At 50.6% G+C, this 26197-nt stretch carries 23 protein-coding genes and 1 riboswitch; of the genes, 15 read left to right on the top strand and 8 right to left on the bottom strand.

Translation table 11 applies throughout. From position 1 onward, the window contains the following. Nucleotides 1–2 precede the first annotated feature (2 nt). From ftsW to lpxC, 8 genes are all read left to right on the top strand, one after another. Nucleotides 3–1232, top strand: coding sequence for a cell division protein FtsW (gene ftsW, locus CWE22_RS06365; protein ID WP_169931047.1), 1230 nt, complete (start codon nucleotides 3–5; stop codon nucleotides 1230–1232). Next, entirely contained in the window at nucleotides 1229–2350 is a 1122-nt protein-coding gene (gene murG, locus CWE22_RS06360; protein ID WP_169930505.1) for an undecaprenyldiphospho-muramoylpentapeptide beta-N-acetylglucosaminyltransferase, read from the top strand. The genes ftsW and murG overlap by 4 nt, the downstream gene beginning before the upstream one ends. Next, nucleotides 2347–3843 carry a UDP-N-acetylmuramate--L-alanine ligase gene (gene murC / locus CWE22_RS06355; protein WP_169930504.1) on the top strand — a complete coding sequence of 499 codons (1497 nt, stop codon included), beginning with the start codon at nucleotides 2347–2349 and terminating at the stop codon, nucleotides 3841–3843. The genes murG and murC overlap by 4 nt, the downstream gene beginning before the upstream one ends. Then, entirely contained in the window at nucleotides 3840–4766 is a 927-nt protein-coding gene (locus CWE22_RS06350) for a D-alanine--D-alanine ligase (RefSeq protein ID WP_169930503.1), read from the top strand. Before murC ends, CWE22_RS06350 begins: the two co-directional genes overlap by 4 nt. A gap of 1 nt (nucleotide 4767) precedes the next feature. After that, nucleotides 4768–5523, top strand: coding sequence for a cell division protein FtsQ/DivIB (locus tag CWE22_RS06345; RefSeq protein WP_244595966.1), 756 nt, complete (start codon nucleotides 4768–4770; stop codon nucleotides 5521–5523). 10 nt (nucleotides 5524–5533) lie between these two features. Further along, nucleotides 5534–6766, top strand: a complete 1233-nt coding sequence (gene ftsA / locus CWE22_RS06340; protein ID WP_169930502.1) for a cell division protein FtsA — start codon at nucleotides 5534–5536, stop codon at nucleotides 6764–6766. Nucleotides 6767–6832: 66 nt separating this feature from the next. Then, entirely contained in the window at nucleotides 6833–8038 is a 1206-nt protein-coding gene (gene ftsZ / locus CWE22_RS06335; protein ID WP_169930501.1) for a cell division protein FtsZ, read from the top strand. 119 nt (nucleotides 8039–8157) lie between these two features. After that, complete coding sequence (gene lpxC / locus CWE22_RS06330; protein ID WP_169930500.1) at nucleotides 8158–9069, top strand: UDP-3-O-acyl-N-acetylglucosamine deacetylase; 912 nt, start codon at nucleotides 8158–8160, stop codon at nucleotides 9067–9069. A gap of 126 nt (nucleotides 9070–9195) precedes the next feature. Here the strand turns inward: lpxC and CWE22_RS06325 are convergent, their stop codons facing one another. After that, entirely contained in the window at nucleotides 9196–9654 is a 459-nt protein-coding gene (locus CWE22_RS06325) for a DciA family protein (protein WP_169930499.1), read from the bottom strand. Nucleotides 9655–9679: 25 nt separating this feature from the next. Here CWE22_RS06325 and CWE22_RS06320 point away from each other — a divergent pair, with 25 nt between their 5' ends. The 3 genes from CWE22_RS06320 to mutT are packed head-to-tail and all read left to right on the top strand — an operon-like array spanning nucleotide 9680 to nucleotide 13735. After that, nucleotides 9680–10615 carry a M23 family metallopeptidase gene (locus tag CWE22_RS06320; protein WP_169930498.1) on the top strand — a complete coding sequence of 312 codons (936 nt, stop codon included), beginning with the start codon at nucleotides 9680–9682 and terminating at the stop codon, nucleotides 10613–10615. Between the two features lie 35 nt (nucleotides 10616–10650). Further along, on the top strand, nucleotides 10651–13353 hold the full coding sequence (secA, locus tag CWE22_RS06315) for a preprotein translocase subunit SecA (protein ID WP_169930497.1): 2703 nt from the start codon (nucleotides 10651–10653) through the stop codon (nucleotides 13351–13353). Further along, a complete protein-coding gene (gene mutT / locus CWE22_RS06310) occupies nucleotides 13340–13735 on the top strand; it encodes an 8-oxo-dGTP diphosphatase MutT (protein WP_169930496.1) in 396 nt (131 codons plus the stop codon). Before secA ends, mutT begins: the two co-directional genes overlap by 14 nt. Before the next feature lie 147 nt (nucleotides 13736–13882). Here the strand turns inward: mutT and zapD are convergent, their stop codons facing one another. The 7 genes from zapD to nadC form a co-directional block, all read right to left on the bottom strand. Next, nucleotides 13883–14644: a cell division protein ZapD gene (zapD, locus tag CWE22_RS06305; protein ID WP_169930495.1), complete on the bottom strand. Its 762-nt coding sequence runs from the start codon at nucleotides 14642–14644 to the stop codon at nucleotides 13883–13885. Nucleotides 14645–14652: 8 nt separating this feature from the next. Continuing rightward, nucleotides 14653–15276 carry a dephospho-CoA kinase gene (gene coaE / locus CWE22_RS06300; protein WP_169930494.1) on the bottom strand — a complete coding sequence of 208 codons (624 nt, stop codon included), beginning with the start codon at nucleotides 15274–15276 and terminating at the stop codon, nucleotides 14653–14655. Then, complete coding sequence (locus tag CWE22_RS06295) at nucleotides 15276–16142, bottom strand: prepilin peptidase (RefSeq protein ID WP_211618624.1); 867 nt, start codon at nucleotides 16140–16142, stop codon at nucleotides 15276–15278. The genes coaE and CWE22_RS06295 overlap by 1 nt, the downstream gene beginning before the upstream one ends. Before the next feature lie 50 nt (nucleotides 16143–16192). Further along, on the bottom strand, nucleotides 16193–17431 hold the full coding sequence (locus CWE22_RS06290) for a type II secretion system F family protein (protein ID WP_169930493.1): 1239 nt from the start codon (nucleotides 17429–17431) through the stop codon (nucleotides 16193–16195). A 21-nt stretch (nucleotides 17432–17452) separates the two neighbouring features. Continuing rightward, entirely contained in the window at nucleotides 17453–19150 is a 1698-nt protein-coding gene (gene pilB, locus CWE22_RS06285) for a type IV-A pilus assembly ATPase PilB (protein ID WP_169930492.1), read from the bottom strand. 67 nt (nucleotides 19151–19217) lie between these two features. Then, a complete protein-coding gene (locus CWE22_RS06280) occupies nucleotides 19218–19709 on the bottom strand; it encodes a pilin (protein ID WP_169930491.1) in 492 nt (163 codons plus the stop codon). Between the two features lie 200 nt (nucleotides 19710–19909). Further along, a riboswitch (cyclic di-GMP riboswitch) is annotated at nucleotides 19910–19988 on the bottom strand. A gap of 80 nt (nucleotides 19989–20068) precedes the next feature. Further along, on the bottom strand, nucleotides 20069–20935 hold the full coding sequence (gene nadC / locus CWE22_RS06275; protein ID WP_169930490.1) for a carboxylating nicotinate-nucleotide diphosphorylase: 867 nt from the start codon (nucleotides 20933–20935) through the stop codon (nucleotides 20069–20071). A 245-nt stretch (nucleotides 20936–21180) separates the two neighbouring features. Here nadC and ampD point away from each other — a divergent pair, with 245 nt between their 5' ends. The 4 genes from ampD (at nucleotide 21181) to aceE (ending at nucleotide 26191) form a co-directional block, all read left to right on the top strand. Next, the gene (gene ampD / locus CWE22_RS06270; RefSeq protein WP_275069055.1) at nucleotides 21181–21735 is read left to right on the top strand and encodes a 1,6-anhydro-N-acetylmuramyl-L-alanine amidase AmpD; all 555 of its coding nucleotides are present in this window, start codon (nucleotides 21181–21183) and stop codon (nucleotides 21733–21735) included. Between the two features lie 10 nt (nucleotides 21736–21745). Then, nucleotides 21746–22567, top strand: coding sequence for a regulatory signaling modulator protein AmpE (gene ampE / locus CWE22_RS06265; protein ID WP_169930489.1), 822 nt, complete (start codon nucleotides 21746–21748; stop codon nucleotides 22565–22567). Between the two features lie 175 nt (nucleotides 22568–22742). Then, entirely contained in the window at nucleotides 22743–23525 is a 783-nt protein-coding gene (pdhR, locus tag CWE22_RS06260; RefSeq protein WP_169930488.1) for a pyruvate dehydrogenase complex transcriptional repressor PdhR, read from the top strand. Continuing rightward, nucleotides 23522–26191, top strand: a complete 2670-nt coding sequence (aceE, locus tag CWE22_RS06255) for a pyruvate dehydrogenase (acetyl-transferring), homodimeric type (RefSeq protein ID WP_169930487.1) — start codon at nucleotides 23522–23524, stop codon at nucleotides 26189–26191. The genes pdhR and aceE overlap by 4 nt, the downstream gene beginning before the upstream one ends. Nucleotides 26192–26197: the final 6 nt, after the last annotated feature.

Below are 26197 nucleotides of genomic sequence, written 5' to 3'. Positions count from 1 at the left end.
CGATATCAACTGCTGAACAACAATTAGAACTGGGCATCACACAGACTAGTGAACGCAGCCAACCATGGCAGCGTTGGTTGCGTTGGTGGCAACCTGAGTCAGCACCATTGTATGATCGAGTATTGCTGTGGTTGAGCTTGGCGTTGTTGGCCATTGGCTTGGTGATGGTCACTTCGGCCTCATTCCCTGTGGCTGAGCGGTTAACCGATAATCCGTTTCACTTCTTTTTCCGTCACTGCATGTATCTGGCACTGGGTATGGGACTGTTAGCAACCGTCGTGCAAGTACCTATTCAAGTGTGGTTCCGTGGCTCTGCGGTGTTGCTGCTGATTGCGATTGGCATGTTAGTGATGGTGCTGATTATTGGGCATGAGGTGAACGGTGCTAAACGTTGGATCAAAGTCGGCCCACTAACACTGCAAACTGCCGAGCTGGCGAAACTATTTTTTGTCGCTTACGTAGCCAGCTACCTCACCCGTCGTCATGACCAAGTGCAGGAAAATTTACGTGGCTTTATTAAACCCCTAGCGGTCTTGTTCATCTTCGGGTGTTTACTGCTGTTGCAGCCTGACTTCGGTTCGGCGGTGGTGATGACCAGTATCGTGGTGGCCATGTTGTTCTTAGCAGGTGCGCGACTCTGGCAGTTCTTCGCAATTTTTGTCGCTATCAGCTTGTTGCTGACATTTTTGATTTACTTTGAACCTTATCGCATGCGCCGTGTGGTGTCGTTTCTCGACCCGTGGCAGGACCCTTTTGGGAGTGGCTATCAATTGACCCAATCGTTGATGGCTTTCGGGCGCGGTGACTGGTTTGGACAAGGTTTGGGTAACAGTATTCAGAAGCTCCAATATCTGCCCGAAGCACATACCGATTTCATTATGGCTGTGGTTGGCGAGGAGCTTGGTTTCGTCGGCATTCTTACCGTACTCGTGCTGGTTTTTGCACTGGTATTTCGAACGATGCAATTGGGACGCCGCGCATTGGAGCGTGGGCACCAGTTTGGCGGTTTTATGGCCTATGGCATTGGTGTCTGGTTTGCCTTTCAAGCCATGGTCAACATTGGTGCTGCCGCAGGTCTATTACCAACGAAAGGACTGACATTACCATTAGTCAGTTACGGCGGTACCAGTTTGCTGATTAGCTGTATCACCATAGGTATTCTGCTACGACTGGACTATGAAGTTCGCATTGGCTCCATGAAAGTGGCGCCGCGGTCAGGGAGGCGCGCATGAATCGAGTATTGATTGCTGCTGCGGGTACTGGCGGACATGTATTCCCGGCGTTGGCCGTGGCAGAAAAACTGCGCAGCTATGGCTGGCAAGTGCTATGGCTTGGCACCGCTGAAGGTCGACTGGAATCGAAAGTGGTACCCAACGCAGGTTTTCAGCTTGAGACCGTTGGTATGCAGGGGCTGCGAGGACATGGGCTGATGCGCAAACTGAGCATGCCATGGCAGTTACTGAGGGCTGCATGGCAATGTCGTCAGTTGCTCCGCCGCGAGCGAATTCAGTTAGTGGTGACGTTCGGTGGTTATGTCTGTGGACCGGCGGGACTCGCTGCACGTTGGTGTGGGATTCCAGTGCTTGTGCATGAACAAAACGCGGTTGCCGGCATGACTAACAAGTTCTTAGCGCGTTTCGCGAGTCACGTGATGGTTGGCTTTGCCGCAGCTCGAAAACAACTACCCAGAGCCGATGTCACTGGTAACCCATTGCGCGAGCAAGTATTGGAGAATGCACGGCAGCAACGCGCGCAATCGACAACAGAGCGCGTGGGTGTCGCGGCCTTAGTGATTGGCGGCAGCCTCGGTGCCACGGCTTTGAACGAAGCGTTGCCTCGGGTGTTTGCCGAGCTGCAAAAGCAGTTGGGTGACCAACCCATACAGGTGGTCCATCAGTGTGGAGCGGGTCGACAAACAGAAGTAGAGCAGTTGTATGCCGAACAAGCGTTTACCCGCGTGACCGTAGTCGACTTTATTGACGACATGGCAAGTGCTTATGCCGCAGCTGATGTCGTGATCTGTCGTGCTGGCGCATTGACGGTCGCTGAGCTAGCGCTGCTAGGTAAGCCTGCGGTATTGATACCTCTGCCCCATGCCGTCGACGATCACCAAACCGCGAACGCCATGGAATTAGTGCGTGCTGACGCTGGCATTTTGTTGCCACAAACAACACTAGGCAAGACGAGCACTGCGGTGCAGAGATTGGCACCTTTGTTTGCCGATGCTGAGCTGCGTCGCAGTATGCAAAAAAATGCTGCCGCGGTCGCCTATCCGAAGGCTACCGATGCAGTGGTGAATCAATGTGAACGCTGGGCCAACCCAGAAGCAATCAAGGCAGGACGAGTATGACGCAGTTGAAGAGCCAGCCATTTACCGTGGTAAGCGTGCCAGAGATGCGACGAGTTCGTCGTATCCATTTTGTCGGTATCGGCGGCGCCGGTATGGGCGGCATTGCTGAGGTATTGGTGAACCAAGGCTATGACATTGCGGGCTCAGATATTGCCGAAAATGCGAATACCCAACGGTTACGTCAGTTCGGCGCTGAGATATTTATCGGTCACTCGAGCGAGCATGTGAAAGGCGCTGACGTGGTGGTGGTGAGTACTGCAATTCGAGCCGACAACCCTGAGTTAGTCGCTGCTAAAGCAGCGTTTATTCCGATTGTACGCCGCGCCGAGATGTTGGCAGAGCTGATGCGATTCCGACATGGTGTTGCCATTGCTGGAACCCATGGCAAGACCACAACAACTTCACTGATCGCGAGTATTTTTGCTGAGGCAGACTTAGACCCAACTTTTGTCATTGGCGGCTTGCTAAATAGTGCCGGCACCAACGCGCGGCTGGGAACCAGCAAGTACTTGATTGCCGAAGCGGATGAATCGGATGCATCGTTCTTGCACTTACAACCGATGGTTTCCGTGATCACGAATATTGAAGCTGACCATATGGACACCTATGGCGGCGACTTCAACAAATTGTTGGATACCTACGTCGAATTTCTACACAACCTGCCGTTTTATGGTTTGGCAGTGATGTGTGTCGATGACCCTGTGGTCCGCGAGTTGCTGCCACGAGTGGGTCGTCAGCTGATTACTTATGGCTTTAGCGACGATGCCGACGTGCGCGCATCGGATTATCAGCAAGCGCGTGGACAAAGTAGTTTCACCGTGCATCGCGCCGGTCGTGAGCCGCTGCAAGTGACGGTTAATTTACCGGGTAAGCATAATTGCTTAAACGCCTTGGCCGCCATCGCTGTCGCGACCGATGAGGGTATTGATGACGATGCTGTCGTACAAGCGCTCACCAAGTTTGAAGGCATTGGTCGCAGGTTTCAGCATTTGGGCTTGTATCCACTGACTGCTAACGATGCCGAGGGTGATGTGATGTTAGTCGATGACTACGGTCACCACCCATCGGAAGTAGCAGTAACTATTGCTGCCGCCCGTGCTGGATGGCCCGAGCGGCGTCTGGTGATTGCGTTTCAACCGCATCGTTACTCACGCACCCGTGACTTGTACGACGATTTCGTGCAAGTCCTTGCGCAAGCCGACGTGGTGTTGCTGCTCGATGTTTACAGTGCTGGTGAAGCACCGGTGGCTGGCGCTGATAGCCGTGCGTTGGCACGTTCATTACGGATGCGTGGTGGCAACAAACTTGAACCGATTTATGTCGGCAGCCAAGCCGAGTTGAAGCAAACCTTGGCAGACTTATTGCAGCCCGGTGATCTGTTGCTCGCGCAAGGCGCTGGAAATATTGGTGCGTTAGCACGTGATCTTGCTGCTACCGAACTTCAACCTGAACAATTACGCGCGAGTGCGACGCAAGCAGGAGGCCAAGTATGAAGCAGTATGGCAAGGTCGCGGTATTGATGGGCGGTCATTCCGCCGAGCGAGAAGTCTCGCTGCGTTCAGGTGCCGCGGTCTTGGGGGCGTTGCAATCGCAGGGGGTGGATGCTCACGCGTTTGACCCCAGTGAGCAAGCACTCACTCAATTGGTTGACCAGAATTTTAGTCGCGCCTTTGTGGTGTTGCATGGTCGCGGTGGGGAAGACGGAACCGTGCAAGGTGCTTTGGAATACTTGGGTATTCCCTATACCGGCACCGGTGTACTGGGTTGTGCTTTAGCGATGGACAAAGTGCGGACCAAACAAATCTGGCAAGCGCAAGGGTTGCCGGTTGCAGAGAGCGTGGTGATCCGTCGCGGCCAGTCAATTGATCCTGCAGGGTTACTCCGTCAGCTTGGTGGCAAGGTCATGGTGAAGCCAGCCCAAGAGGGATCGAGCATTGGCATGAGTTCGGCGAACACGCCGGAAGCTTTGACGAAGTCCTTGCAATTGGCGCACGAGTACGATGAAGAAGCCTTGGTTGAGGCTTGGTTAGCGGGTCCGGAATATACCATCAGTATTTTGGGTGAGCGTGCGCTGCCGTCTATTCGGTTGCAAACAACACATGAATTTTATGATTATGCCGCCAAATATCAGGCTGGCGATACGCAATATCACTGTCCGGCTGGACTATCGCCGCTGCAAGAGCAGGCTTTACAGCAATTAGCCGTCAGCGCTTTTCGCGCCGTGGCTGGCAGTGGTTGGGGTCGCATTGATGTGATGTGTGACGCCTTGGGTGAATTTAAATTGTTGGAAGCGAATATGGTACCAGGCATGACCGCTAAGAGTTTAGTGCCCATGGCTGCGCGGGCGACCGGACTGAGCTTCGAGCAATTGGTGTTAGAAATTCTCGATTTCAGTTTGACTGAACACGAGGATTAAGGTGGCCGCGGTACGTTGGCAATTTTGGCTCGGCTTCACGTTTTTTGTATGCGTGCTAGCAGGGGCCATTGGTGGTGGGATGTGGTTGTACGACACCGCCATGGATGCCAACGAAGTGCCACTGAAGCGTTTGGTGGTGCAGGGTGAGTTGACCTACGTGACAGCGACTGAAGTGCGAACTGAATTGCAAGGTGCTGAGTTGGGCAGTTTTTTCTCAGCCGATGTCGATGAAATTCGGCAGCGCATTGAAGCGATGGCATGGGTACGCCGCGCTTCAGTACGTAAGGAATGGCCTGATATTTTGCAGGTTTATGTGGTTGAACAGCGGCCACTCGCGCATTGGAATGCCGGCCAACGTAGCGATGCATTGGTGAATGAAGATGGTGAGATTTTTCGCGCGGATAAAAGCGTGCTGACTACCGAGTTGCCCTATTTGGCCGGTCCTGAGCATGCAGTCGATGAGACCATCGAAGCTTATCGACAAGCGCAAGAATTGTTGCAGTTGAACGGCCATAGTGCGGTCAGCCTGCAACTGAGTGAACGCTTTGCGGTAACTGTTATTTTAGCTTCAGGCATTGAATTACGCTTGGGGCGCGAGGGATTACTCGAGCGGATGCAGCGCTTTATTGATTTGTATCCGCGTATTGTCGAGCACAAGCAGCAACCGATTGAATCGATTGACTTGCGCTACGACACCGGAGTTGCAGTGCGGTGGCTGAATTCGGAAAACGATAATAAACAGACGAATAAAAAGTAGAGAGTAAAACATGTCTAAAGCAGCAGAACGGAACATGGTGGTTGGTCTCGATATCGGCACAAGTAAAATTGTTGCGCTGATCGGCGAGATTATTCCCGATGGTGATATCAGTATCATCGGTGTCGGCGCGTCGGCTGCACGTGGCATGGACAAGGGTGGTGTCAACGACCTCAACCTAGTGGTGCAGTCCATTCAACGCGCTGTGGAAGAGGCCGAGCTGATGGCCGATTGCCGCATTGCTTCGGTCTACTTGAATATTTCCGGTCGTCATATTGCCTGCCAAAACGAAAGTGGCATGGTGCCGATCAACGAAGCCGAAGTGACCCAGGATGATGTGGATAGCGTCATCCACGCCGCCAAATCGGTACCCATTGCGCAAGAACGCCGCATTTTGCATGTGTTACCACAAGAATTCGTCATTGATTCACAAGAAAGCATCAAGAGCCCAATTGGTATGTCAGGCGTGCGGATGGAAGCCAAGGTGCACATCATCACCTGTGCCAACGACATGGCAAAGAATATTCAGAAGGCGGTTGAGCGCTGTGGTTTAACGGTTGATCGACTGATTTTCTCGGCGTTGGCATCGAGCTATTCGATTTTGACGGACGATGAAAAGGATCTCGGCGTGGCGTTAGTCGATATGGGTGCAGGTACCATCGACATCTGTATTTATACCGGTGGCGTGTTGCGCCACACCGCGGTCATTCCGGCGGCGGGTAATCAGGTCACCAGTGACATCGCGAAGATTTTCCGGACGCCACTGAATCATGCGGAAGAAATTAAAACCAAGTATGCGTGTGCACTGCGCGACATGGTGAGCAAAGACGACAATATTGAAGTGCCTTCTGTTGGCGGGCGTCCATCGCGGATCATGCAGCGCCATATTCTGGCTGAGGTAGTCGAGCCTCGTTATGGCGAATTGTTCGAATTAGTACGAGATGAAATTCAGCAAAGCGGACTCGAAGATCAAATTGCTGCCGGCATTGTCATGACGGGTGGCAGTGGCCGCATGGAAGGCGCGATTGAGTTTGCGGAAGAAATTTTCCAAATGCCGGTGCGACTCGGTGAGCCGCTGGGTATGCAAGGTCTGAGTGATTATGTGCAGGACCCGACCTATGCGACGGCTGTCGGTTTACTGCGCTATGGGCAAGAAGACGTATTAGCTCGCCAGAAAGAAGCGAGCAGCACCAACGTGATGGGTTTATGGAAGCGCATCCATGGTTGGTTTAAGGGTGAGTTCTAAGAATTAAAATAAGAATTTTTGGAAGAGTTTTGGGGTAGTACAATAAGCAGGTAAAGGAGAAACAACATGTCTGAAGTATTCGAAGTTGTAGACAATTTTGACGCAGATGCAGTCATTAAAGTGATTGGCGTCGGGGGCGGCGGTGGTAACGCCGTGAAACACATGATTCATGCCAACATTGAAGGGGTGCAGTTTATTGCCGCCAATACGGATTCGCAGTCACTGCGTAACCATGGCGCGCATATCACCATTCAATTAGGTAATGACCTCACCAAAGGTCTCGGCGCGGGCGCGAACCCGGAAATTGGTCGCCAAGCTGCTGAAGAAACGCGTGAGCAAATTAAACAACAACTGCAAGGCGCCGATATGATTTTCATCGCGGCTGGCATGGGCGGTGGTACCGGTACTGGTGCGGCTCCCGTGGTTGCAGAAGTGGCGCGTGAGCTCGGTATTTTGACCGTTGCGGTGGTCACCAAGCCATTCCCATTTGAAGGCAAAAAGCGTATGGCTATTGCGGACGAAGGGATTGCGCAGTTGGCTCGTTATGTCGATTCATTGATCACCATCCCGAACGAGAAGTTACTGAAAGTTCTCGGTAAAGGAACCAGTTTGTTGGATGCATTCAGCGAAGCCAACAACGTCCTCTTGGGCGCTGTACAGGGTATCGCTGACTTGATTACTCGCACTGGTTTGATCAACGTCGACTTTGCGGATGTTCGTGCGGTTATGCGTGAGATGGGTACTGCCATGATGGGTACCGGTGTCGCGCGTGGCGAAGACCGTGCTCAAGAAGCTGCAGAAATGGCGATTAACAGTCCATTATTGGAAGATATCGATCTTTCTGGTGCTCGTGGCGTACTAGTCAACATTACTGCGGGTATGGACCTGAGTATCGATGAGTTCGATATTGTGGGTAATACCGTCAAAGCCTTTGCATCTGAAAACGCTACGGTCATTGTTGGTACGGTTATTGATACTGAGATGTCTGAAGAACTTCGCGTCACTGTTGTCGCAACCGGTATCGGCGCTGAGCGCAAGCCAGATATTTCACTGGTCAACAATCAGCAGCAACCGCGTCGTGAATCACTGTATGGTCGTTCGAGCGGCGGCTACGAAGGTGCAGCCACTGCACGTCAATTGATCGAAGAAGAAGAGTATCAAGAACAGATCGAAGACGAAGTGGTGAAACCAGCGGCAAAACCGAAAGCAGGTGCGGGTAAGGATATGGATTACTTAGATATTCCTGCGTTTTTACGTCGCCAAGTGGACTAAACACCACTATTTGACGTAAAAAAGGGGTAAAGGGCCTGAAAAAATTGCGGTTTTTTCAAGTTTTGGGTAAACTATTGCGCCTTTTACTGGTCAGATGACAGGTGAGAAGAAGCTGAAAGATGATTAAACAACGTACGATCAAGCAACCTATTGCAACCACAGGTGTGGGTTTGCATAAAGGGAACAAGGTACAGTTAACACTGCGTCCGGCGCCTGCGAATACAGGTCTGGTGTTTCGTCGTGTCGATCTGAATCCTGCTGTAGATATCGTCGCCAATGCAGAGTTGGTGCGCGACACGCGTATGTGTACCTGTTTAATCAACGAAGACAATGTGCGGGTTTCCACAGTAGAGCATTTGCTTGCTGCTATCGCCGCCATGGGCATTGACAATCTGATCATTGAAGTCGACAGTCACGAAATCCCGATCATGGATGGCAGCTCTCATCCATTTATCTACCTGCTGCAGAGCGCCGGGATTGAAGAACAGTCGTCTGCCAAAAAGTTTATCCGAATTAAGCAACCGGTTCGTGTTGAAGACGGTGACAAATGGGCGGAACTACTACCCCATAATGGTTTCCGCATCGATTTTGCCATCGACTTCGACCATCCGGCCATTGCTGACACCGGTCAGGTGTTTAGCATGGACTTCAGTACCAAAGGTTTCGTGAAGCAAATCAGCCGTGCGCGCACGTTTGGCTTTATGAAAGATATCGAATACCTCCGAGCCAACAATCTAGCGCTAGGCGGTAGCTTCGATAATGCTGTGGTACTGGATGAATTCCGCATCTTAAACAGCGAAGGGTTGCGTTACGACGACGAGTTCGTCAAACACAAAATTCTCGATGCTGTTGGTGATTTGTACATGGGTGGTCACGCTATTCTCGGCCACCTGCGTGCGTTCAAATCAGGCCACGCTCTGAACAACATGCTGCTACGCGAAGTCTTGGCAAATCAAGAGGCGTGGGAGTTTGTAACGTTCGAGGAAGCTGCGGCGAAAGCGCCAATCGCATTCCAACCGGTCACCGCCTAAACCTCAAAAGCGATATTCGCTATTGGTTATTAGTTACTCGCAAACACTCGATCTGTGGTTTCTAATAGCTAGTAGCTAGTAGCTAGTAGCTAGTAGCTAGTAGCTAGTAGCTAGTAGCTAGTAGCGTTATTTTTCGTATTTTGCTGCTAGTGCGAGTAGTTGTGAACGCAGTGGCTCTTCGCACTGTTCAGCTTGTTCCCTTAATTGTTTGACAGTATCGCTCAGCGAATCGCTTGTCGCAGACTGCTTTCGTGGTTCAGCTGGTGGTTGATTGGCGGCTGGTGCGATGCGTAGTTCAAGTCGTTCGACCGCAAGCATAGCTTCATTGCGAAAATACGTTATAATGCGGCTTTGTTGCATTTTCAATCGTGTCGCAATGGCGGCCGATGAAACTTGCATGATTAGGGTTTGTGCGCGGACGTTCAAAACCTGACAATGCTCAGACAAAGGCGACAGCTGCAGTACGTGAAAACAATCACGTAATTGCTGTTGCCAGCGTTTGTGTTGCTCGGTAAAGTCAGCAAATTGCTGAAGCCTTTGACCATCGAGCACATGTTGTAAGGTACGGGGTCGAGAGCGAGCCATAAGTTTCAAAGCAACGAGAGATTGCATGAGTCTAACAGTCTTCTATCGAGGCACCAAAGTAAAATTCGGATTCGAGCTCACGCGGCGCCGACTGCTGTCTTTAGCAGGATTGGCGGCTTTGGGTGTGCTGGCTCTGAGTAAACCCTGGGAATACAGTGGGGTGGATCCAGAAGCTGCGCGGGCCAGTATCAGCGATGAGCAAATTCGATTGGCAGCACAAACGAAAGCAGTTGCCCAATTGAAAGATGAAACCGAGAAAAAGCTCGCAGCAATGACCATTTATTTGGGTGAAATGCAGGCGCAAATGCGTCGGTTGGACGCCTTAGGTCAACGACTGGCCGCGGTGGCTGAGCTCGATAACGGTGAGTTCGAATTTGGCGAACAATCCGCATCACCACTCGTCGGTGGACCAGAAATTTCGATTACGGAAGCGCCGCGTGTCGATGGTCGTGATGTGGTTGATCAAATTGATCGCATGCTCGAACAGCTTTCCGATAAACAAAATCAGCTGTCCCTCCTTGAGTCTGTGATGATGAGTCACCATATCTCTGCAGAGAGCTTTGTGGCAGGTCGACCCATTACGTCAGGTTGGTTGTCGTCACAGTATGGTGTGCGAAAAGATCCGTTCAATGGTACACCAGCCATGCATAAGGGTCTCGACTTTGCCAGTTTGGAAGAAAACGCCGGCGTGTACGCAACCGGTGCAGGAGTAGTTACTTGGTCAGGCGAGCGTTATGGCTACGGCAAGCTCATTGAAATTGACCATGGAGGCGGCTTAAAAACGCGCTACGCCCATTGTAAAGAATTGTTGGTGAAAGAAGGCGATGTTGTCACACGCGGCCAAGAAATAGCCATACTCGGAAGCACCGGACGTTCGACAGGTCCACATGTGCATTACGAAGTGCTCCGCAACAATCGACAAATTGACCCTTATAAATATGTATATCGCGACGCTAATTAAGGCACGCGACAACGACCACAGGATTTTAAATTCTCATGCTTGGAAGTATTTTTCGGAAGGTTTTTGGTAGCCGTAACGATCGTATCCTCAAAGGTTTACAAAAGAATGTACAGCGCATCAATGCGCTTGAACCTGAGTTTGAGGCCTTAAGCGACAGTGAGTTAAAGCAAAAGACTGCTGAGTTTAAGCAACGCCTCGCGCAAGGTGAGACGCTCGACGATATTCTAGTGGAAGCATTTGCGACCGTGCGCGAAGCATCCAAGCGTGTGTTTAACATGCGTCATTTTGATGTGCAGCTGGTTGGCGGCATGATTCTGAATGACAACCGCATTGCCGAAATGCGAACCGGTGAAGGTAAAACTCTCACGGCGACTTTACCCGCGTATCTCAATGCGCTGTCGGGTAAAGGTGTCCACATTGTGACGGTCAACGACTACCTAGCGCGTCGTGATGCCGAAACTAACCGTCCATTGTTCGAATTCCTCGATATGACCGTTGCCTTTAACATCCCTGGGATGAACCCACGGGACAAGAAAGCTGCGTATCAAGCCGATGTGACGTACGGTACGAATAACGAATTTGGCTTCGATTACTTGCGTGACAACATGGCGTTTACGCCACAAGATCGAGCGCAACGCGAGCTGAATTACGCGATTGTGGATGAGGTCGACTCGATTTTAATCGATGAAGCGCGGACCCCACTCATCATTTCTGGTGCCGCTGAAGATAGCTCAGAGCTCTATATTAAGATGAACGAGCTTGTGCCGTTACTGAAAAAGGCTGACAAAGAAGACAGTGAAGAGGGTCGTGTTGAAGGTGACTTCACCATCGATGAAAAAGCACGCCAGTTACATCTGACCGAAGAAGGTCAAGAAAATGTCGAGCAGCTGCTGAAAGAGCGCGGCATGCTAGCCGAAGACGACTCGCTCTATTCGGCTGCGAACATTACCTTATTGCATCACGTGAACGCAGCGTTGCGCGCGCGTCACTTGTTCCATCGCGACGTGGATTACATTGTCAAAGATGACCAAATTGTGATTGTTGATGAGCACACCGGTCGGACCATGGAAGGCCGTCGTTGGTCGGAAGGCTTGCATCAAGCAATGGAAGCCAAAGAAGGCGTCACCATCCAAAATGAAAACCAGACGATGGCGTCGATTACCTTCCAGAACTTCTTCCGTCTGTACAATAAATTAGCCGGTATGACCGGTACGGCCGATACTGAAGCATTCGAGTTTAAATCGATTTACGGCCTGGAGACGGTCGTTATTCCAACCAACCGTCCAATGATTCGTGATGACCGTGCGGATTTAATCTTCCTGACCGCTGAAGAGAAGTTCGATGCGATTGTCGAAGACATTCAGCAATGCCGCGAGGCCGGTCGACCAGCACTGGTCGGTACCATTTCCATCGAAACCTCTGAGCTGCTGTCGGGCTTGTTGAAGAAAAAGAAAATCCCACACAATGTCTTGAACGCAAAATTTCATGCGCAAGAGGCGGATATTGTTGCCCAAGCCGGTTTACCGGGTGCGGTCACTATCGCCACCAACATGGCGGGTCGTGGTACGGATATCGTGTTGGGCGGTAATTTACAGTCTGAAATTGAGAAGTTGAAAGAGCCAAGCCCCGAGCAAATTGAAAAAGTGAAGGCTGCGTGGCAAGAGCGTCACGACGCCGTTATCGCAGCCGGTGGTCTACATATTATTGGTACTGAGCGTCACGAGTCACGTCGTATCGATAACCAGCTCCGCGGTCGTTCAGGTCGTCAAGGTGACCCAGGTTCATCACGCTTCTATTTGTCACTGGAAGATCCGTTGATGCGTATCTTCGCCTCAGAGCGCATGGGTGCCATGATGAAGCGCCTCGGGATGAAACGTGGTGAAGCCATCGAACATCCGTGGGTATCACGCGCTATCGAGAACGCTCAGCGCAAAGTTGAAGGCCGTAACTTCGATATTCGTAAGCAATTGCTTGAATACGATGATGTCGCCAATGACCAACGTAAAGTGGTGTACGAGCAACGTAATGAGTTGCTCGATGAAGGTGATATTTCGGAAACGATTAAAGCCATTCGCGTGGATGTGGTTGAGAATGTGATCAACGAATACATCCCACCGCAATCGCTCGAAGAAATGTGGAATGTTGAAGGCCTAGAAGAACGCCTACGCGCTGATTTCGATGTGCAGTTGCCGGTGCAGAAGTGGTTGGATGACGACGACAAACTGCATGAAGAAACCCTGCGTGAGCGGATCTTCAGCGAAATTGAACAAGCCTATGCAGCCAAAGAAGAACAAGTAGGCTCGCAAGTATTACGTCAGTTTGAAAAGGCGATTATGCTGCAAAGCTTGGATTCGCATTGGAAGGAACACCTAGCGGCGATGGATCATTTGCGCCAAGGTATCCATTTACGTGGTTACGCACAGAAGAATCCTAAGCAGGAATACAAGCGTGAAGCATTTGAACTCTTCACCGATATGCTCGAAGCGCTGAAATTAGAAGTCGTAACGATTCTGAGTAAAGTGCGCGTACGTGCAGAAGAGGACGTCGAAGCAGTTGAAGCTAAGCGCCGCGAGGCAGCCGAGCGAGCGCCAAAGCAATTCACTCATGAGAGCGCCAGTACCAGCGGTAGTCCATCACCTGAGCCAGCAGCGCCTGCAGCTGCGCAGAAAGTGGGCCGCAACGATCCATGTCCATGTGGGTCGGGTAAAAAATATAAACAATGTCATGGCAAAATCTAACGCCATTCATGTTGCCGTCGGTGTCATAGAAAACACCGACGGTGCCATCTTCATCAGCCGTCGCCATCAGCATTTACATCAAGGTGATAAATGGGAATTTCCGGGCGGTAAAGTCGAAACGGATGAGTCCGTCTACGACGCGTTATGCCGTGAGCTGCAAGAAGAGTGCAACATCCAAGTTACCTCGGCAACACCCTTCACAGTGATTCAATTCGATTACCCCGATAAAAGCGTCATTCTAGACGTCTGGCACGTTCATTCGTTCACGGGTACCGTACATCAGCGCGAAGGCCAAGAATGGCGCTGGGTCGATCGCAGCGAACTAGAAGCCTATCCCTTCCCCGAAGCCAACACCCGCATCGTCGACCTCCTAGCTAAGTGAGAGAATCGCTACTAGCTATTAGCTAATAGAAAAGCGCAGATCTGTCTTTGTAGTAGCGAGCAACTAGTAGCTAAAAGCTAGTAACGCTTTTCGCTCTTAAGTGTTTGTAGTAGCCAGTAGCTAGTAGCCAGTAACGCTCTTAGCGCCCTACGGGCATAACGCCAGGCTGAACGTTACGTTTTCCTCGTACGACGCTTTCCCATCGACCGGGGTATAGCGCAGGAAGCGGATGCTGAAGCGGGTTTTGTGGCCACTGATGACCGGGTAGGCAGGAATATCTGCTGGGACTTGTAAGCGCAGTAATGAGAGTGCTTCGGTGGTTTCCTGTAAGAGGCCAGCTGGGGCGACTACATCGCGGAAGATCGCTTGGCCGCGTAACAGTTGCAACTCTAATTGCAGGCTCGATAAGAGTACTTCGAGTTCTTTCCACCAACGTGCGCAATCAGCCGTGCGTAATTCTTGCGGTTGGTGCAGCCAATAATGCAATTGCGGGACATCGAAGTTACAGGTGCCGCCCGGCATGGCAAAGCGCTGGCGAATCACACCCAGCAAACGATCTTGTTTTAAACTACTGCCCACTCGAGTCATTGGTTGAATAGCCGCTAGCGCATCGCGCACGCGGGTTGAGGTGGCAGCCAGTTGATCTTGATTCACGTCTGGATGTTGCGCCCACAATTGCAGTTGTGTTTTACGACGATCTAAGTCTTTTTGAACATCGGTGCGCACATCACTGCGTTCACAGAGTTCTAAAATGGCAAATAAAGCTGAGAAATAGCGCGCGTAATTGGTCGCATCGACCGGACGCTGAGGAGCGAGCATCTGCAGCAAATGCTCCAAGCGCAGGTAAGTACGTACCCGCTCATGAAGTGGATATTCATAATCAATCGTTGCTGCAGTGTTAGCGCTCATGCTCTCTATCATAACGGCTTATCGCGCAGTTGCAATTGTTGTTCGACTTGTTGAAGGTAAAAGCGATGTAAGCGCTCGACGGGCTCTACCAAAGCCTCCGGAGTGCCATTGTTATCCAGCACATCATCAGCTGCTTGCAAGCGTTCAATACGAGAGGCTTGTGCCTGCATAATGGCGCTCACTTGCTGTGCGCTGACGTCATCGCGTTGACGCGTTCGTTCAATCTGCATCGCTTCCGTTACATCTACTACCAAAACGCGATCACACAATGCGGTGAGCTTATTCTCAACCAATAGGGGGGCGGACAAAATTACATAAGGCGATTGTGCCTGTTTTAAAGCAGCAAGAATCTGCTCGCGAATCAGAGGGTGCGTGAGCTGATTCAGCCACGCTTTATCCTCGGGATGGGTAAAAACTCGTTCCCGTAACCAAGCGCGGTTTAACTCACCAGTTTCGAGCAATGCGCGGTCACCAAATCGCTCTTGAACATGCAGTAAGGCATCACTTCCCGGCTGAAAAATGCTGCGGGCGATAACATCTGCATCGACCACATCGATGCCATGGGTTTGAAAGAGATTAGTGACGGTCGTTTTGCCGCTACCGATACCGCCAGTCACGCCCACAACATACATTAGCGTGCCAACCAAGACCAATAGGTGGATAGAATGAGCTCACCCCAGACCATGGTAATGACGCCGCCACAGATCAAGAATGGGCCGAATGGAATCGGTTGGCCAGCTTTGGTTTTGCGCAGCCATTGCAAAGTGAGACCCAATATCGCGCCGCTACCCGCAGCAGCGATAATAATGACAGGGAGATACTGAAAACCAGTCCACGCACCTAAGGCAGCCAGCAATTTGAAGTCGCCATAACCCATACCTTCTTTGCCGGTCAGTAGTTTGAAAATCCAATAAACCGACCACAGGAATAAGTAACCAGCCATAGCGCCAATCACGGCATCTTGCAGACTCACTGGACCGCCATAAATGGCATAACCAAGCCCCAGCCACAAAGCGAATAACGTAAATGGGTCGGGCAGTAGCATGTGGTCGAGGTCAATGAAGAACAAGACAATCAGCAGAGCCGCAAGCAACATATAAATGCCCACATCGACGCTCATTCCGAACTGCCACGCCAACACACCAAATACCGCACCAGTCAGTGACTCTATCAGCGGATAACGCGCAGAAATAGTGGTTCCACAGGAGCGGCATTTTGCTCGTAACAACAGCCAACTAAGCACCGGAATGTTGTCGTACCAGCGAATAGCTGACTGACATTTTGGACAGCGGGAATGGGGCGTCGCTAAATTAAAGGGTTCAGCTTTGGGGAGTTCTTGCTCTTGTAATTGGGCACATTCAGCTCGCCATTGGCGTTGCATCATGACAGGATAACGGCCAATGACCACATTGAGAAAGCTGCCGACAATTAACCCGAAAGCAATACCAAAAGCGGCTGCCCAAGGGGTGTGTGCAGCGTAGAGCGTCATTAAGTCCATAAGGTTCCTTGTCGAATGCAGGCGTAAACGTAAACTCGCCGCGCGAATCGTTAGCCAACCACTTGGCCCAAACTGAAGATTGGCAAATACATCGCAACAATCAAGCCACCGACCAGCACCCCGATAACGACCATAATCATCGGCTCTAATAATGCGGTCAAGTTATCTACTAAATCATCGACTTCGCGCTCATAGATGTTAGCAACCTTCGCCAACATATCATCCAATGCACCTGATTCTTCACCAATGAAGACCATTTGCACCGCCATGGTGGGGAAAAGCTCTGCACTTTGCATCGCAGTATTCATTTGCATACCCGAGCTGACCTCTTCGCGAATCCGTAAAATCGCATCGCGGTAGACAGCATTACCGGATGCGCCAGCAGCGGACTCGAGCGCACTAATCAAGGGTACCCCCGCAGCGAAAGTGGTGGACAAGGTACGCGCGAATCGTGCGACCGCAGCTTTGTTCAAGATAGTGCCGACAATCGCAATCTTCAGCGATAGTTGGTCAACACGATCGCGGAGCTTCTGGCTTTTCTTATAGGCGCGTTTAAACAGCCATCCGGCTGCCGCAATACCGGCAGCAACATACAAGAAATAGGCTTGTACGATTTCAGATAAGGTCACCACAAACCGAGTCATAGCTGGTAGTTCTGCACCGAAGTCTTTAAATACTGCCTCGAACTGGGGTACTACGAACACCAACAGGATGACGGTTACAGCTAATGCCACCACAATAACGGATGCAGGGTAAACCAAGGCCTTCTTAATCTTGGCTTTGAGGATTTCAGACTTCTCGCGATAAGTCGCAATTCGATCATAAATGGTTTCAAGTGAACCCGACTGTTCGCCGGAATCGACAAGATCACAATACAACGAATCAAAGACGTCAGGATGTTTGCGCAACGAGGCGGCAAGCGGAGAGCCGGCTCCGACGTCTGCGCTAATAGTGAGCATGAGGTCGCGAATTCGTGGATTCTCAACGCCTTTAGCAACCATTTCGAGTGCTTGTAGCAAGGGAACACCAGCCTCAAGCATGGTCGCAATCTGTCGAGTAAACAGTGCGATATCAGCGCCGGTGATTTTTTTCTCACCAAACAGCGGCTTTGCCTTTTTCTTGATAGTTTTTGGGGTGACGCCTTGGTCACGAAGTTTGGCTCGAACTTGCTTGTCATTATCGGCACGCATCAGGCCTTTGACTTTGACGCCACGCTTGTTAATGCCGGTCCAATTAAACTCGAGAATTTCTTTTGCTTTCGGGCCTTTACCAGCCACTTTTGTTGCCATAGTTAGTACCCCAAGAAATCGTTATGAGCTTGTCACGCGATTGGCTTCTATTAAACTTACCACTCCGGACGCAACTTTGAGAAGCGCAGATTGACGCAATGAGTTAATTCCTTCATTGCGTGCGGTTTGGGCAATCTTCAGCGCCCCTGCACTGGTCATAATAAGCTCTTGGATGGCGGATGTAATGGGCATAACTTCGTAAATACCAGTACGACCTTTATAGCCACCTGTACACTGATCACAGCCCACCGCTTTGTGGATAGTGAGGTTCGGGATTTGCTCTTCGGTAAAACCTTGCCGCAACAACTCTTCGTGTGGTAACTCTTCCGGTTCTTTGCAGAGGTTACAAAGCCGTCGTGCCAAACGTTGCGCAATAATGAGGGAAACAGAACCTGCGATATTATAGGCAGGAACACCCATATTCATCAGACGAGTCAAGGTTTCAGCCGCAGAGTTGGTGTGCAATGTCGATAGGACTAAGTGACCGGTCTGTGCTGCCTTAATCGCGATTTCTGCGGTTTCCAAGTCACGAATCTCACCCACCATGACCACGTCCGGGTCTTGACGAAGAAATGACCGCAGTGCATCCGCGAAAGTAAGGCCGGCCTTCACGTTAATTTGGACTTGGTTAATACCCATCAAGTTAATCTCAACCGGATCTTCCGCCGTCGAGATATTTCGTTCTGGAGTATTCAGGATATTCAAACCCGTATAAAGCGATACAGTTTTACCTGAACCCGTAGGTCCGGTTACCAAGATCATACCTTGAGGCTTTTCTAAAGCTTCTTCATAGAGCTTCTGTTGATCAGGTTCATAACCTAAGGATTCAATACCAATCATTGCCGCTTGCGCGTCCAAAATCCGCAATACAATCTTTTCGCCGTAAAGTGTGGGCAGGGTGCTGACCCGAAAATCTATTGCTTTGTGCTTTGACAACTTGAGCTTAATCCGACCGTCCTGCGGTAACCGGCGTTCGGCTATATCCAGTTGCGACATAACCTTGAGTCGCGCGGCAATGCGGCCCGCTAATGCTATCGGCGGGCGAGCGATTTCGTGTAATACGCCGTCAATACGGAAACGTACACGATATTCTTGTTCATAAGGTTCAAAATGCAGATCCGATGCGCCTCGCTTGATTGCATCGAGCAGCATTTTATTGATGTAGATAACAATCGGAGCATCGTTTTTGACGTCGGCCATCACTGAGCCGGCGTCTTCTTTAAATTCGTCTGAGGCGTCAATATCACGCAGCTCTTGCTCGTCTTGTTCAGTCACGCCGAGCATCGAGCTTTCATTTTCGAGGAGTTTATCGATCAGCTTTTGCAGCTTATCCTCTTCGACCAATACAGCTTCCGCCTGCAATCGAGTGCGAAATTGAAATTCGTCGAGGGTTTCGATTCGTGTAGGGTCAGATACCGCGATGTAGAGGACATTGCCGCGCTGGTACAAAGGCACCGCGTGGTTCTTACGAATCAGACGTTCGTTGATGTAATCGGTCGGCACCGCATCGATATTAAATGCATCGAGATCAATCCAGGGACAATTCGACTCTTGATAGCAAAATGCTGCTAAATCATTAGGTTTGATGAGCTTGCGATCGAGTAAACAACTGGTAAAGGGGAGCTTCGACTCCCATGCATATTCACTGCAGGCAGTCAGTTTGTCTTCAGGAATCAACTTATCTCGCAGCAAGAGAGCGGCGAGCGAGTGATGCAGCATGGTCGACCTTTTAATAGAAACACGGCCTCCAAAGAGGCCGTGTAAAATATCATATTAGAATTATATATTAGCCTGCTGGTGCAGCTGGACGACCTGGAGCACCGTTAGCAGCATAAGCACAACCGTCTACGCGTGAGTTACCGTCTGCATCGTAGTCTGAGCATTCGATATCCCAGTTCAGGTTAGAACCTTCAGCTGTGTTTGGCACGATTGCAATCGTGATATTTGCACCGTCTGCTTCCGCTACAGCGTCAAGCGTTGCGGTGATGATACCGTCGGTAACACCGGCAGCGTCAAGACCGTTTACTGCATCTGCATCAGCAATTGCTGTCGGGATACGGTTGGTGCCCGCGTCGCAGTCAGTGAGCGAACCTTCGTTCTGGTAGCATAGTGCCACAGCTTGCTTGAATGATGCTAAAGCCGCAACACCCGTACTTGCTTGTGCACGTTGCGTATAATCACTGTACATAGGAATGGCCACGGCGGCCAAGATGCCGATGATTGCAACAACAATCATCAATTCAATTAATGTAAAACCACGTTGGATTTGCGCTTTCATGAAATATCTCCCGAGTATTCCGTAACTTTCTCATTATTGTTGTTGTAATGTGTGGCGCCCATTGCCATTCGACTAGAGTCAATAAACAAACTGCGCGACCACATCGCTACACCAACTAACCAACTGCACTAGCTGAAAGAGCAAGTGGTTTGCGCTAACCGACGTTTCGTCGGGAAGCCACTCCATTCCACCAGACTTTAGCCTGCAGCCCCGCTATCCAAAGTATTTGGACCGGAGGTTTTGCGTCACCGCCTCTCGACGGTTTTGCCTTTTTAAGCATGCCTGGCATGCCGCGACGTCCACTTCGCAGATGCGCATTGCAATATCAAACATAGCACAAACGGTTAAAGCGTCAATATTTAAAATTTACAAATTCGCAATGACAAATCGATTGATTGTATGTTTTTAGTCAGCGCACCGGACGAAATGTAATCAACACCAGTACGCCCGAGTTCAGCCAAACGATCACTGGTAATATTACCTGACACCTCTAATTTGGTTTGTCCCTGACGTCGTTCCACAGCGGTGTATATATCTGCCAACGAGAAGTTGTCTAACATAATAATGTCTGCACCTGCGGTCAGCGCTTCGCTGTATTCTGCAAGGTTTTCCACCTCAACTTCAACGATCTTGTCGGGCTGTAATTGTCGTGCTTGAGTAATGGCTGCTGCAATGCCACCGCAAGCCAAAATATGATTTTCTTTAATGAGATACGCGTCGTACAAACCGACCCGATGATTATGCCCACCGCCGCACACAACCGCGTACTTCAGGGCGGTTCGCAACCCTGGAATTGTCTTACGAGTATCCAACAATCGAGTATGAGAGTGTTCAAGGTTCTTCACATAATGCGCAGTGGTGGTTGCTACACCGGATAATGTTTGCAGAAAATTCAGTGCGGTCCGTTCGCCCGTCAGAATGGCACGCGCCGGTCCGCGCAGCTCAAACAGGGTCTGATCGGCACTGACAGTATCGCCGTCTTTGACGTGCCACCGTAACTCGACGTCACCGCCCAACTGCACAAACACTTCGTTGACCCAGTCGACACCACAAATCACTGCGGGCTCTCGCGTAATCACCCTGGCTTCCGCGCACCGATCCGCTTCAATCAGTTGTGCAGTAATATCCAATTCTGCTGCCGAGCCATTCAGATCCTCACGCAGCGCCAGCTCTACCATGGTGGTTCGGTCACGCTGCAACAATTCAGCATCTACGCGCGTATCCATGTCTACCTAATCCTAACTGTAAAAGAATAGCGCTATTCTACGTCAGCTCTGGACGTAGTGCCAAAAAAGCTGACGGCTCCACCGCTTCGCGCTACGATATGTCTCAGATAAAGGCGCTATTGGCTATTAGCTATTAGTTATTAGAGCGGCGCCGTTCCGTGGTTTTCTAGTAGTTAGTAACCACTAGCCAGCAGCGCTCTTCGAGTAGCTAGTAGCTAGTAACCAATAGCGTTTTTGGGGGTACTTTGATTACCGATGGGAAACTCAGTTATGCGCAGCAGCGGATGTCGCCGCACTGTGATGCGCGCCCGGATGCTACCGATATCAGTGTGTTGATAGTGCATGGCATCAGTTTGCCTGCAGGTGAGTTTGGCGGACCTTACATTGATGATCTCTTCATGGGGCAACTGGATAGTGGTTCGCATCCAGAGTTCCAGCAGTTGGAAGGATTACGGGTCTCTGCGCATTGCCTCATTCGGCGTGATGGTGAGATTATCCAGTACGTGCCTTTTCAGCAGCGTGCTTGGCATGCTGGCCGGTCGCACTATGCTGGGCGCCGACGTTGTAATGACTTTTCGATTGGAATCGAACTTGAGGGAACGGACACAGCCCCCTACACTAAAGAACAATATGATAGGTTGGCAGCTGTCGCTGCAGATCTGATCAGGACTTATCCTAACCTCAACCGGCGTCGTATTGTTGGGCATCAACATGTGGCACCGGTGCGGAAGACAGATCCGGGTCCTGCTTTTGACTGGGCTTATTTTAATCGCTGTTTAACAGCATATATTTCAACTTAGGATCATCATTATGCAATTGCTGGCCATTATTCTTGCATATGCGTTAGAAAGAACCGTAACCGTCGGCAAAAACTGGCATTGGCGTCGTCTGGTCCTGCGTTGGCAGCACCTTGAGTTCGAACACACCGGACTCAAAGAGTGGAAACAAAATGGTCTCGGACAGCTGGTGTGGGCATTGATCCCAGCATTCTTGATAGCTTTCGTGGTGGCACTAAGTGGTAATTTATTACTTCATTTTATAGTCGGTACTGCAGCGATAGTCCTCAGTATTCAATGTCCACAAGCGCGTATTGCTTATAAAGAATATTTAGATAGCGCGAATGCGGGAGACGCTGCTCAAACGGCTGAAGCCCTGCGTCAATTGCGCTTGGCCTCGGGTCGCACTGATGCAGCTCCTGTACATGACTTATTGCTATGGATTCATCTGCGCCAGTATTTCGCGGTACTACTTTACTATGTACTGTTCGGGATTGTCGGTGTACTGGTCTACGCGACCTTACGCGATATGCGTCGTCCACGTCGTACCTCGTCAATCAACTGGCAACGCGCGCAGTTCATGATTGATTGGTTGCCAACTAGGGTGATGACATTGGGCTTTTTGCTCGTCGGTAATTTCTCAAAAGCGGCAGGCGCTTGGCTCAGTTCAGTTGGAAATATTCCTGGCGATAACTTTAGCGCACTCACAAAGATTGCTGCTGCGGCTGAGAATTTAGAACCGGAATCATCCGACGACGTCACTAGCACTGCTCTGACCACTGTCGCACTGCTCAAACGTAACCTGTTGTTATTTATAGTATTCATTGCGGTATTCACTATTAGCGGCTGGCTCTAACAGGAAAATGTTTGGGCTTTGCCGCATCCTGATCTACAATGCGTGGTAAGACCAATGACCCAATGCTCGAAGAGCGTCACTGGCTACTAGCTACTAGTTACTCGAAAGCACAGATCTGCGCTCTTCTAGTAACCAGCAACTAATAGCGAGTAACTAGTAGCAATTAGCAGGCTTTATGGCTTTTGAACGCATCCAACAGACCAAGCTATCCGATGTCATCATGCAACGTATTGAGGGCATGATTGTCGATGGCACGCTCGAAGCTGGCGCGCGCTTGCCGTCGGAGCGTGATCTTGCGCATCAGTTTTCGGTGTCGCGGCCGAGTTTGCGTGAAGCCATTCAAAAGCTGGAAGCGCGCGGGTTGCTCGAGCGGCGCCAAGGTGGCGGCACTTATGTGGTCGACAATTTACAGCAGCGCGTCGCTGAACCTTTATTAGATTTATTGACGAAACACCCGGAGTCACAGTTTGATTTGCTCGAGTTCCGGCATGCCTTAGAGGGTATTTCGTCCTATTACGCTGCGTTGCGCGGAACCGCAGCCGATTTAGAGCGGGTGCAAGTTAGCTTTGAAGCGATTAGTCGTGTCGATGCAACGGACATCGTCGCATTAGCAACAGCGCTCACCGAGTTCAACTTGTGTATTTGTGAGGCATCACACAATGTGATCCTATTGCACTTGGTGCGCAGTATGCAGCCACTGTTACAGAAAAATATTCAACAAAACTTGCAGGATCTCGCACACAAGCCGGGCATCGTGCAACAGTTACACGAACATCGGCAACTGATTGTTGCCGCTATAGCTGCTGGTGAGCCAGAGCAGGCACGGGAAGCGTGTCACCAACTGCTCGCCTACATCGAAAATGCATTGTTGACACTGAATCGCGAGCAATCGCGAATGCTGCGTTCACTGCGCCGCACCAACAATGCCGAACACAAACTGGGTAAGGATAAAGTATGACTGACCACTTAAAAGACGACCTCGATCCGCAAGAAACGCGGGAGTGGCTTGATGCCCTCGAAGTCGTGCTGGAAGAAGACGGCCCTGAGCGGGGTCACTTCCTGCTGGAATCCTTAATCGAAAAAGCGCGCCGCAGCGGGGCCTATTTGCCATACGCAGCGACCACTGCCTATTTAAATACCATACCAGCGAGCCAAGAGCCGACTATGCCGGGCGACCAGAGCATGGAGGCGCGCATTCGTGCTGCGATTCGTTGGAACGCGTTGGCCATGGTCTTGCGTGCGTCGAAGAAAGAATTGGAATTAGGCGGGCATATTTCAAGTTTTGCCTCATCTGCGATGATTTACGATATCGGCTTTAACCACTTCTTCCGTGCACCGACCGAGCAAGATGGTGGTGATTACTTGTACGTACAAGGTCACGCATCACCGGGTATTTATGCGCGAGCCTTCTTGGAAGGCCGAATTTCTGAAGAGCAGTTAAACAACTTCCGTCAAGAAGTCGATGGTAAGGGTGTTTCGTCTTACCCGCATCCGAAATTGATGCCTGATTTTTGGCAGTTCCCAACGGTATCGATGGGCCTTGGCCCTATTCAAGCGATCTACCAAGCACGCTATTTGAAATACCTCACAGACCGAGGCATTAAAGACTGCTCGAAGCAACGTGTGTACTGCTTCTTGGGTGACGGTGAAGTGGATGAGCCAGAGAGCTTAGGTGCGATTGGTTTAGCTACTCGTGAAGGCTTAGATAACCTGACCTTTATCGTGAACTGTAACTTACAGCGCCTGGATGGCCCCGTGCGTGGTAATGGCAAAATCATCCAAGAACTCGAAGGCACCTTCCGTGGTGCTGGTTGGGAAGTGATTAAAGTGATTTGGGGTCGCTATTGGGATCCGTTGCTGTATCGCGACACCGACGGCAAGCTCGCGCAAATTATGCAAGACAGCGTGGATGGCGAGTACCAGAATTACAAAGCGAAAGGTGGTGCTTATACACGCGAACACTTCTTCGGCAAAACCGAAGAAACCAAAGCGATGGTCGCCAACTTATCTGACGAAGATATTTGGCGTTTGAACCGTGGTGGTCACGACCCAGTCAAAGTTTACTCGGCTTATCACAAAGCAGTGAATACCAAAGGCCGTCCACAAGTCATTTTGGCGAAAACGGTCAAGGGCTATGGCATGGGTGCCGCCGGTGAAGGGAAGAACATCGCGCACCAAGTGAAGAAAATGGACATGGAAGCGATCAAACACTTCCGTGACCGCTTCAATATTCCGATTAAAGACAGCGAACTTGAAGATATTCCATTCTACAAATTCCCGGATGACAGTCCGGAAATGAAGTACATGCGCGAGCGGCGTGAAGCCCTCGGCGGCTTTATGCCGGTGCGTCGGCCAGAGAGCGATAAAGAACTCGAAATGCCAGCACTAAAAGCATTTGACGCGGTTCTGAAAGGCTCTGGTGATCGTGAAATCTCAACTACAATGGCGTTTGTTCGCGTGCTGACAGCGCTACTGAAAGATAAGAAAATTGGTGATCGCATTGTCCCAATCATTCCCGATGAAGCGCGAACGTTTGGTATGGAAGGTCTGTTCCGCCAAGTGGGTATTTACTCGAGCCAAGGCCAGAAATATGAGCCGCAAGATGCGGATCAAGTGGCTTACTATCGTGAAGATACTAAAGGCCAAGTGCTTCAAGAGGGTATTAACGAGCTCGGCGCGATGGCGTCATGGGTGGCGGCAGCAACCAGCTACTCCACCAACAATGAGCCAATGATTCCGTTTTATATCTATTATTCTATGTTCGGTTTCCAACGCGTCGGTGATTTGGTGTGGGCGGCAGGCGATAGCCAAGCCCGCGGCTTCTTGGTGGGTGGTACGGCTGGCCGCACCACACTCAACGGTGAAGGTCTCCAGCACCAAGACGGTAGCAGCCATATCTTGTTCAACACGGTTCCGAATTGCGTCACCTATGATCCAACGTTCGGCTATGAAGTGGCTGTGATCGTGCAAGATGGTTTGCGCCGCATGTATGGCGAAGGTGAAAACGTATTCTATTACCTCACCGTCATGAACGAGAACTACCAGCAGCCAGAACTTCCTGAAGGGTCTGAAGAGGGCATCATCAAAGGTTTGTATGAGCTGGAGAAACATGCACCAAAATCAGCCAAAGGCGAAGTCCAGTTGCTCGGTTCAGGCACCATTTTGCAACAAGTTCGTGAAGCGGCGAAATTGCTCGCTGATGACTTTGGCATCAGTGCCACTGTGTACAGCGCAACATCATTCAATGAGCTCGCGCGCGATGGCATGGATGTTGACCGTTACAACATGTTGAACCCGACCAAGAAAGCGAAAACCGCTTATGTCACAGAGGTTTTGAGCAAAGCTAAAGGACCTACTATCGCTGCAACGGATTACATGAAGCTGTACGCGGATCAAATTCGTGCGTGGGTACCGACCGCTTATCGCGTGTTAGGTACTGATGGCTTCGGACGTTCAGACAGTCGCGAAAACTTGCGTCGTCACTTTGAAGTGAATGCGCATTACATTGCTGTAGCTGCACTGAGTGAGTTAGCAAAAGCGGGCACTATTGATGCCAAAGTGGTGACGAAGGCGATTAAAGACTTCGGCATCGATGTGAACAAAATCAATCCACTGTACGCGTAAGCGACG

It is taken from the genome of Pseudidiomarina aestuarii (assembly GCF_003987355.1).
GTDB lineage: Bacteria > Pseudomonadota > Gammaproteobacteria > Enterobacterales > Alteromonadaceae > Pseudidiomarina > Pseudidiomarina aestuarii.
Note: the sequence above shows the minus strand (reverse complement) of the source record. Positions and strands in the feature narration are given on the sequence as shown.

Coding starts and splice junctions, on each gene's coding strand:
- murG (WP_169930505.1), top strand. CDS start 1,229: ATGAATCGAGTATTGATTGCTGCTGCGGGTACTGGCGGACATGTATTC.
- murC (WP_169930504.1), top strand. CDS start 2,347: ATGACGCAGTTGAAGAGCCAGCCATTTACCGTGGTAAGCGTGCCAGAG.
- CWE22_RS06350 (WP_169930503.1), top strand. CDS start 3,840: ATGAAGCAGTATGGCAAGGTCGCGGTATTGATGGGCGGTCATTCCGCC.
- ftsA (WP_169930502.1), top strand. CDS start 5,534: ATGTCTAAAGCAGCAGAACGGAACATGGTGGTTGGTCTCGATATCGGC.
- ftsZ (WP_169930501.1), top strand. CDS start 6,833: ATGTCTGAAGTATTCGAAGTTGTAGACAATTTTGACGCAGATGCAGTC.
- lpxC (WP_169930500.1), top strand. CDS start 8,158: ATGATTAAACAACGTACGATCAAGCAACCTATTGCAACCACAGGTGTG.
- CWE22_RS06325 (WP_169930499.1), bottom strand. CDS start 9,654: ATGGCTCGCTCTCGACCCCGTACCTTACAACATGTGCTCGATGGTCAA.
- CWE22_RS06320 (WP_169930498.1), top strand. CDS start 9,680: ATGAGTCTAACAGTCTTCTATCGAGGCACCAAAGTAAAATTCGGATTC.
- secA (WP_169930497.1), top strand. CDS start 10,651: ATGCTTGGAAGTATTTTTCGGAAGGTTTTTGGTAGCCGTAACGATCGT.
- mutT (WP_169930496.1), top strand. CDS start 13,340: ATGGCAAAATCTAACGCCATTCATGTTGCCGTCGGTGTCATAGAAAAC.
- zapD (WP_169930495.1), bottom strand. CDS start 14,644: ATGAGCGCTAACACTGCAGCAACGATTGATTATGAATATCCACTTCAT.
- coaE (WP_169930494.1), bottom strand. CDS start 15,276: ATGTATGTTGTGGGCGTGACTGGCGGTATCGGTAGCGGCAAAACGACC.
- CWE22_RS06295 (WP_211618624.1), bottom strand. CDS start 16,142: ATGGACTTAATGACGCTCTACGCTGCACACACCCCTTGGGCAGCCGCT.
- CWE22_RS06290 (WP_169930493.1), bottom strand. CDS start 17,431: ATGGCAACAAAAGTGGCTGGTAAAGGCCCGAAAGCAAAAGAAATTCTC.
- pilB (WP_169930492.1), bottom strand. CDS start 19,150: ATGCTGCATCACTCGCTCGCCGCTCTCTTGCTGCGAGATAAGTTGATT.
- CWE22_RS06280 (WP_169930491.1), bottom strand. CDS start 19,709: ATGAAAGCGCAAATCCAACGTGGTTTTACATTAATTGAATTGATGATT.
- nadC (WP_169930490.1), bottom strand. CDS start 20,935: ATGGATACGCGCGTAGATGCTGAATTGTTGCAGCGTGACCGAACCACC.
- ampE (WP_169930489.1), top strand. CDS start 21,746: ATGCAATTGCTGGCCATTATTCTTGCATATGCGTTAGAAAGAACCGTA.
- pdhR (WP_169930488.1), top strand. CDS start 22,743: ATGGCTTTTGAACGCATCCAACAGACCAAGCTATCCGATGTCATCATG.
- aceE (WP_169930487.1), top strand. CDS start 23,522: ATGACTGACCACTTAAAAGACGACCTCGATCCGCAAGAAACGCGGGAG.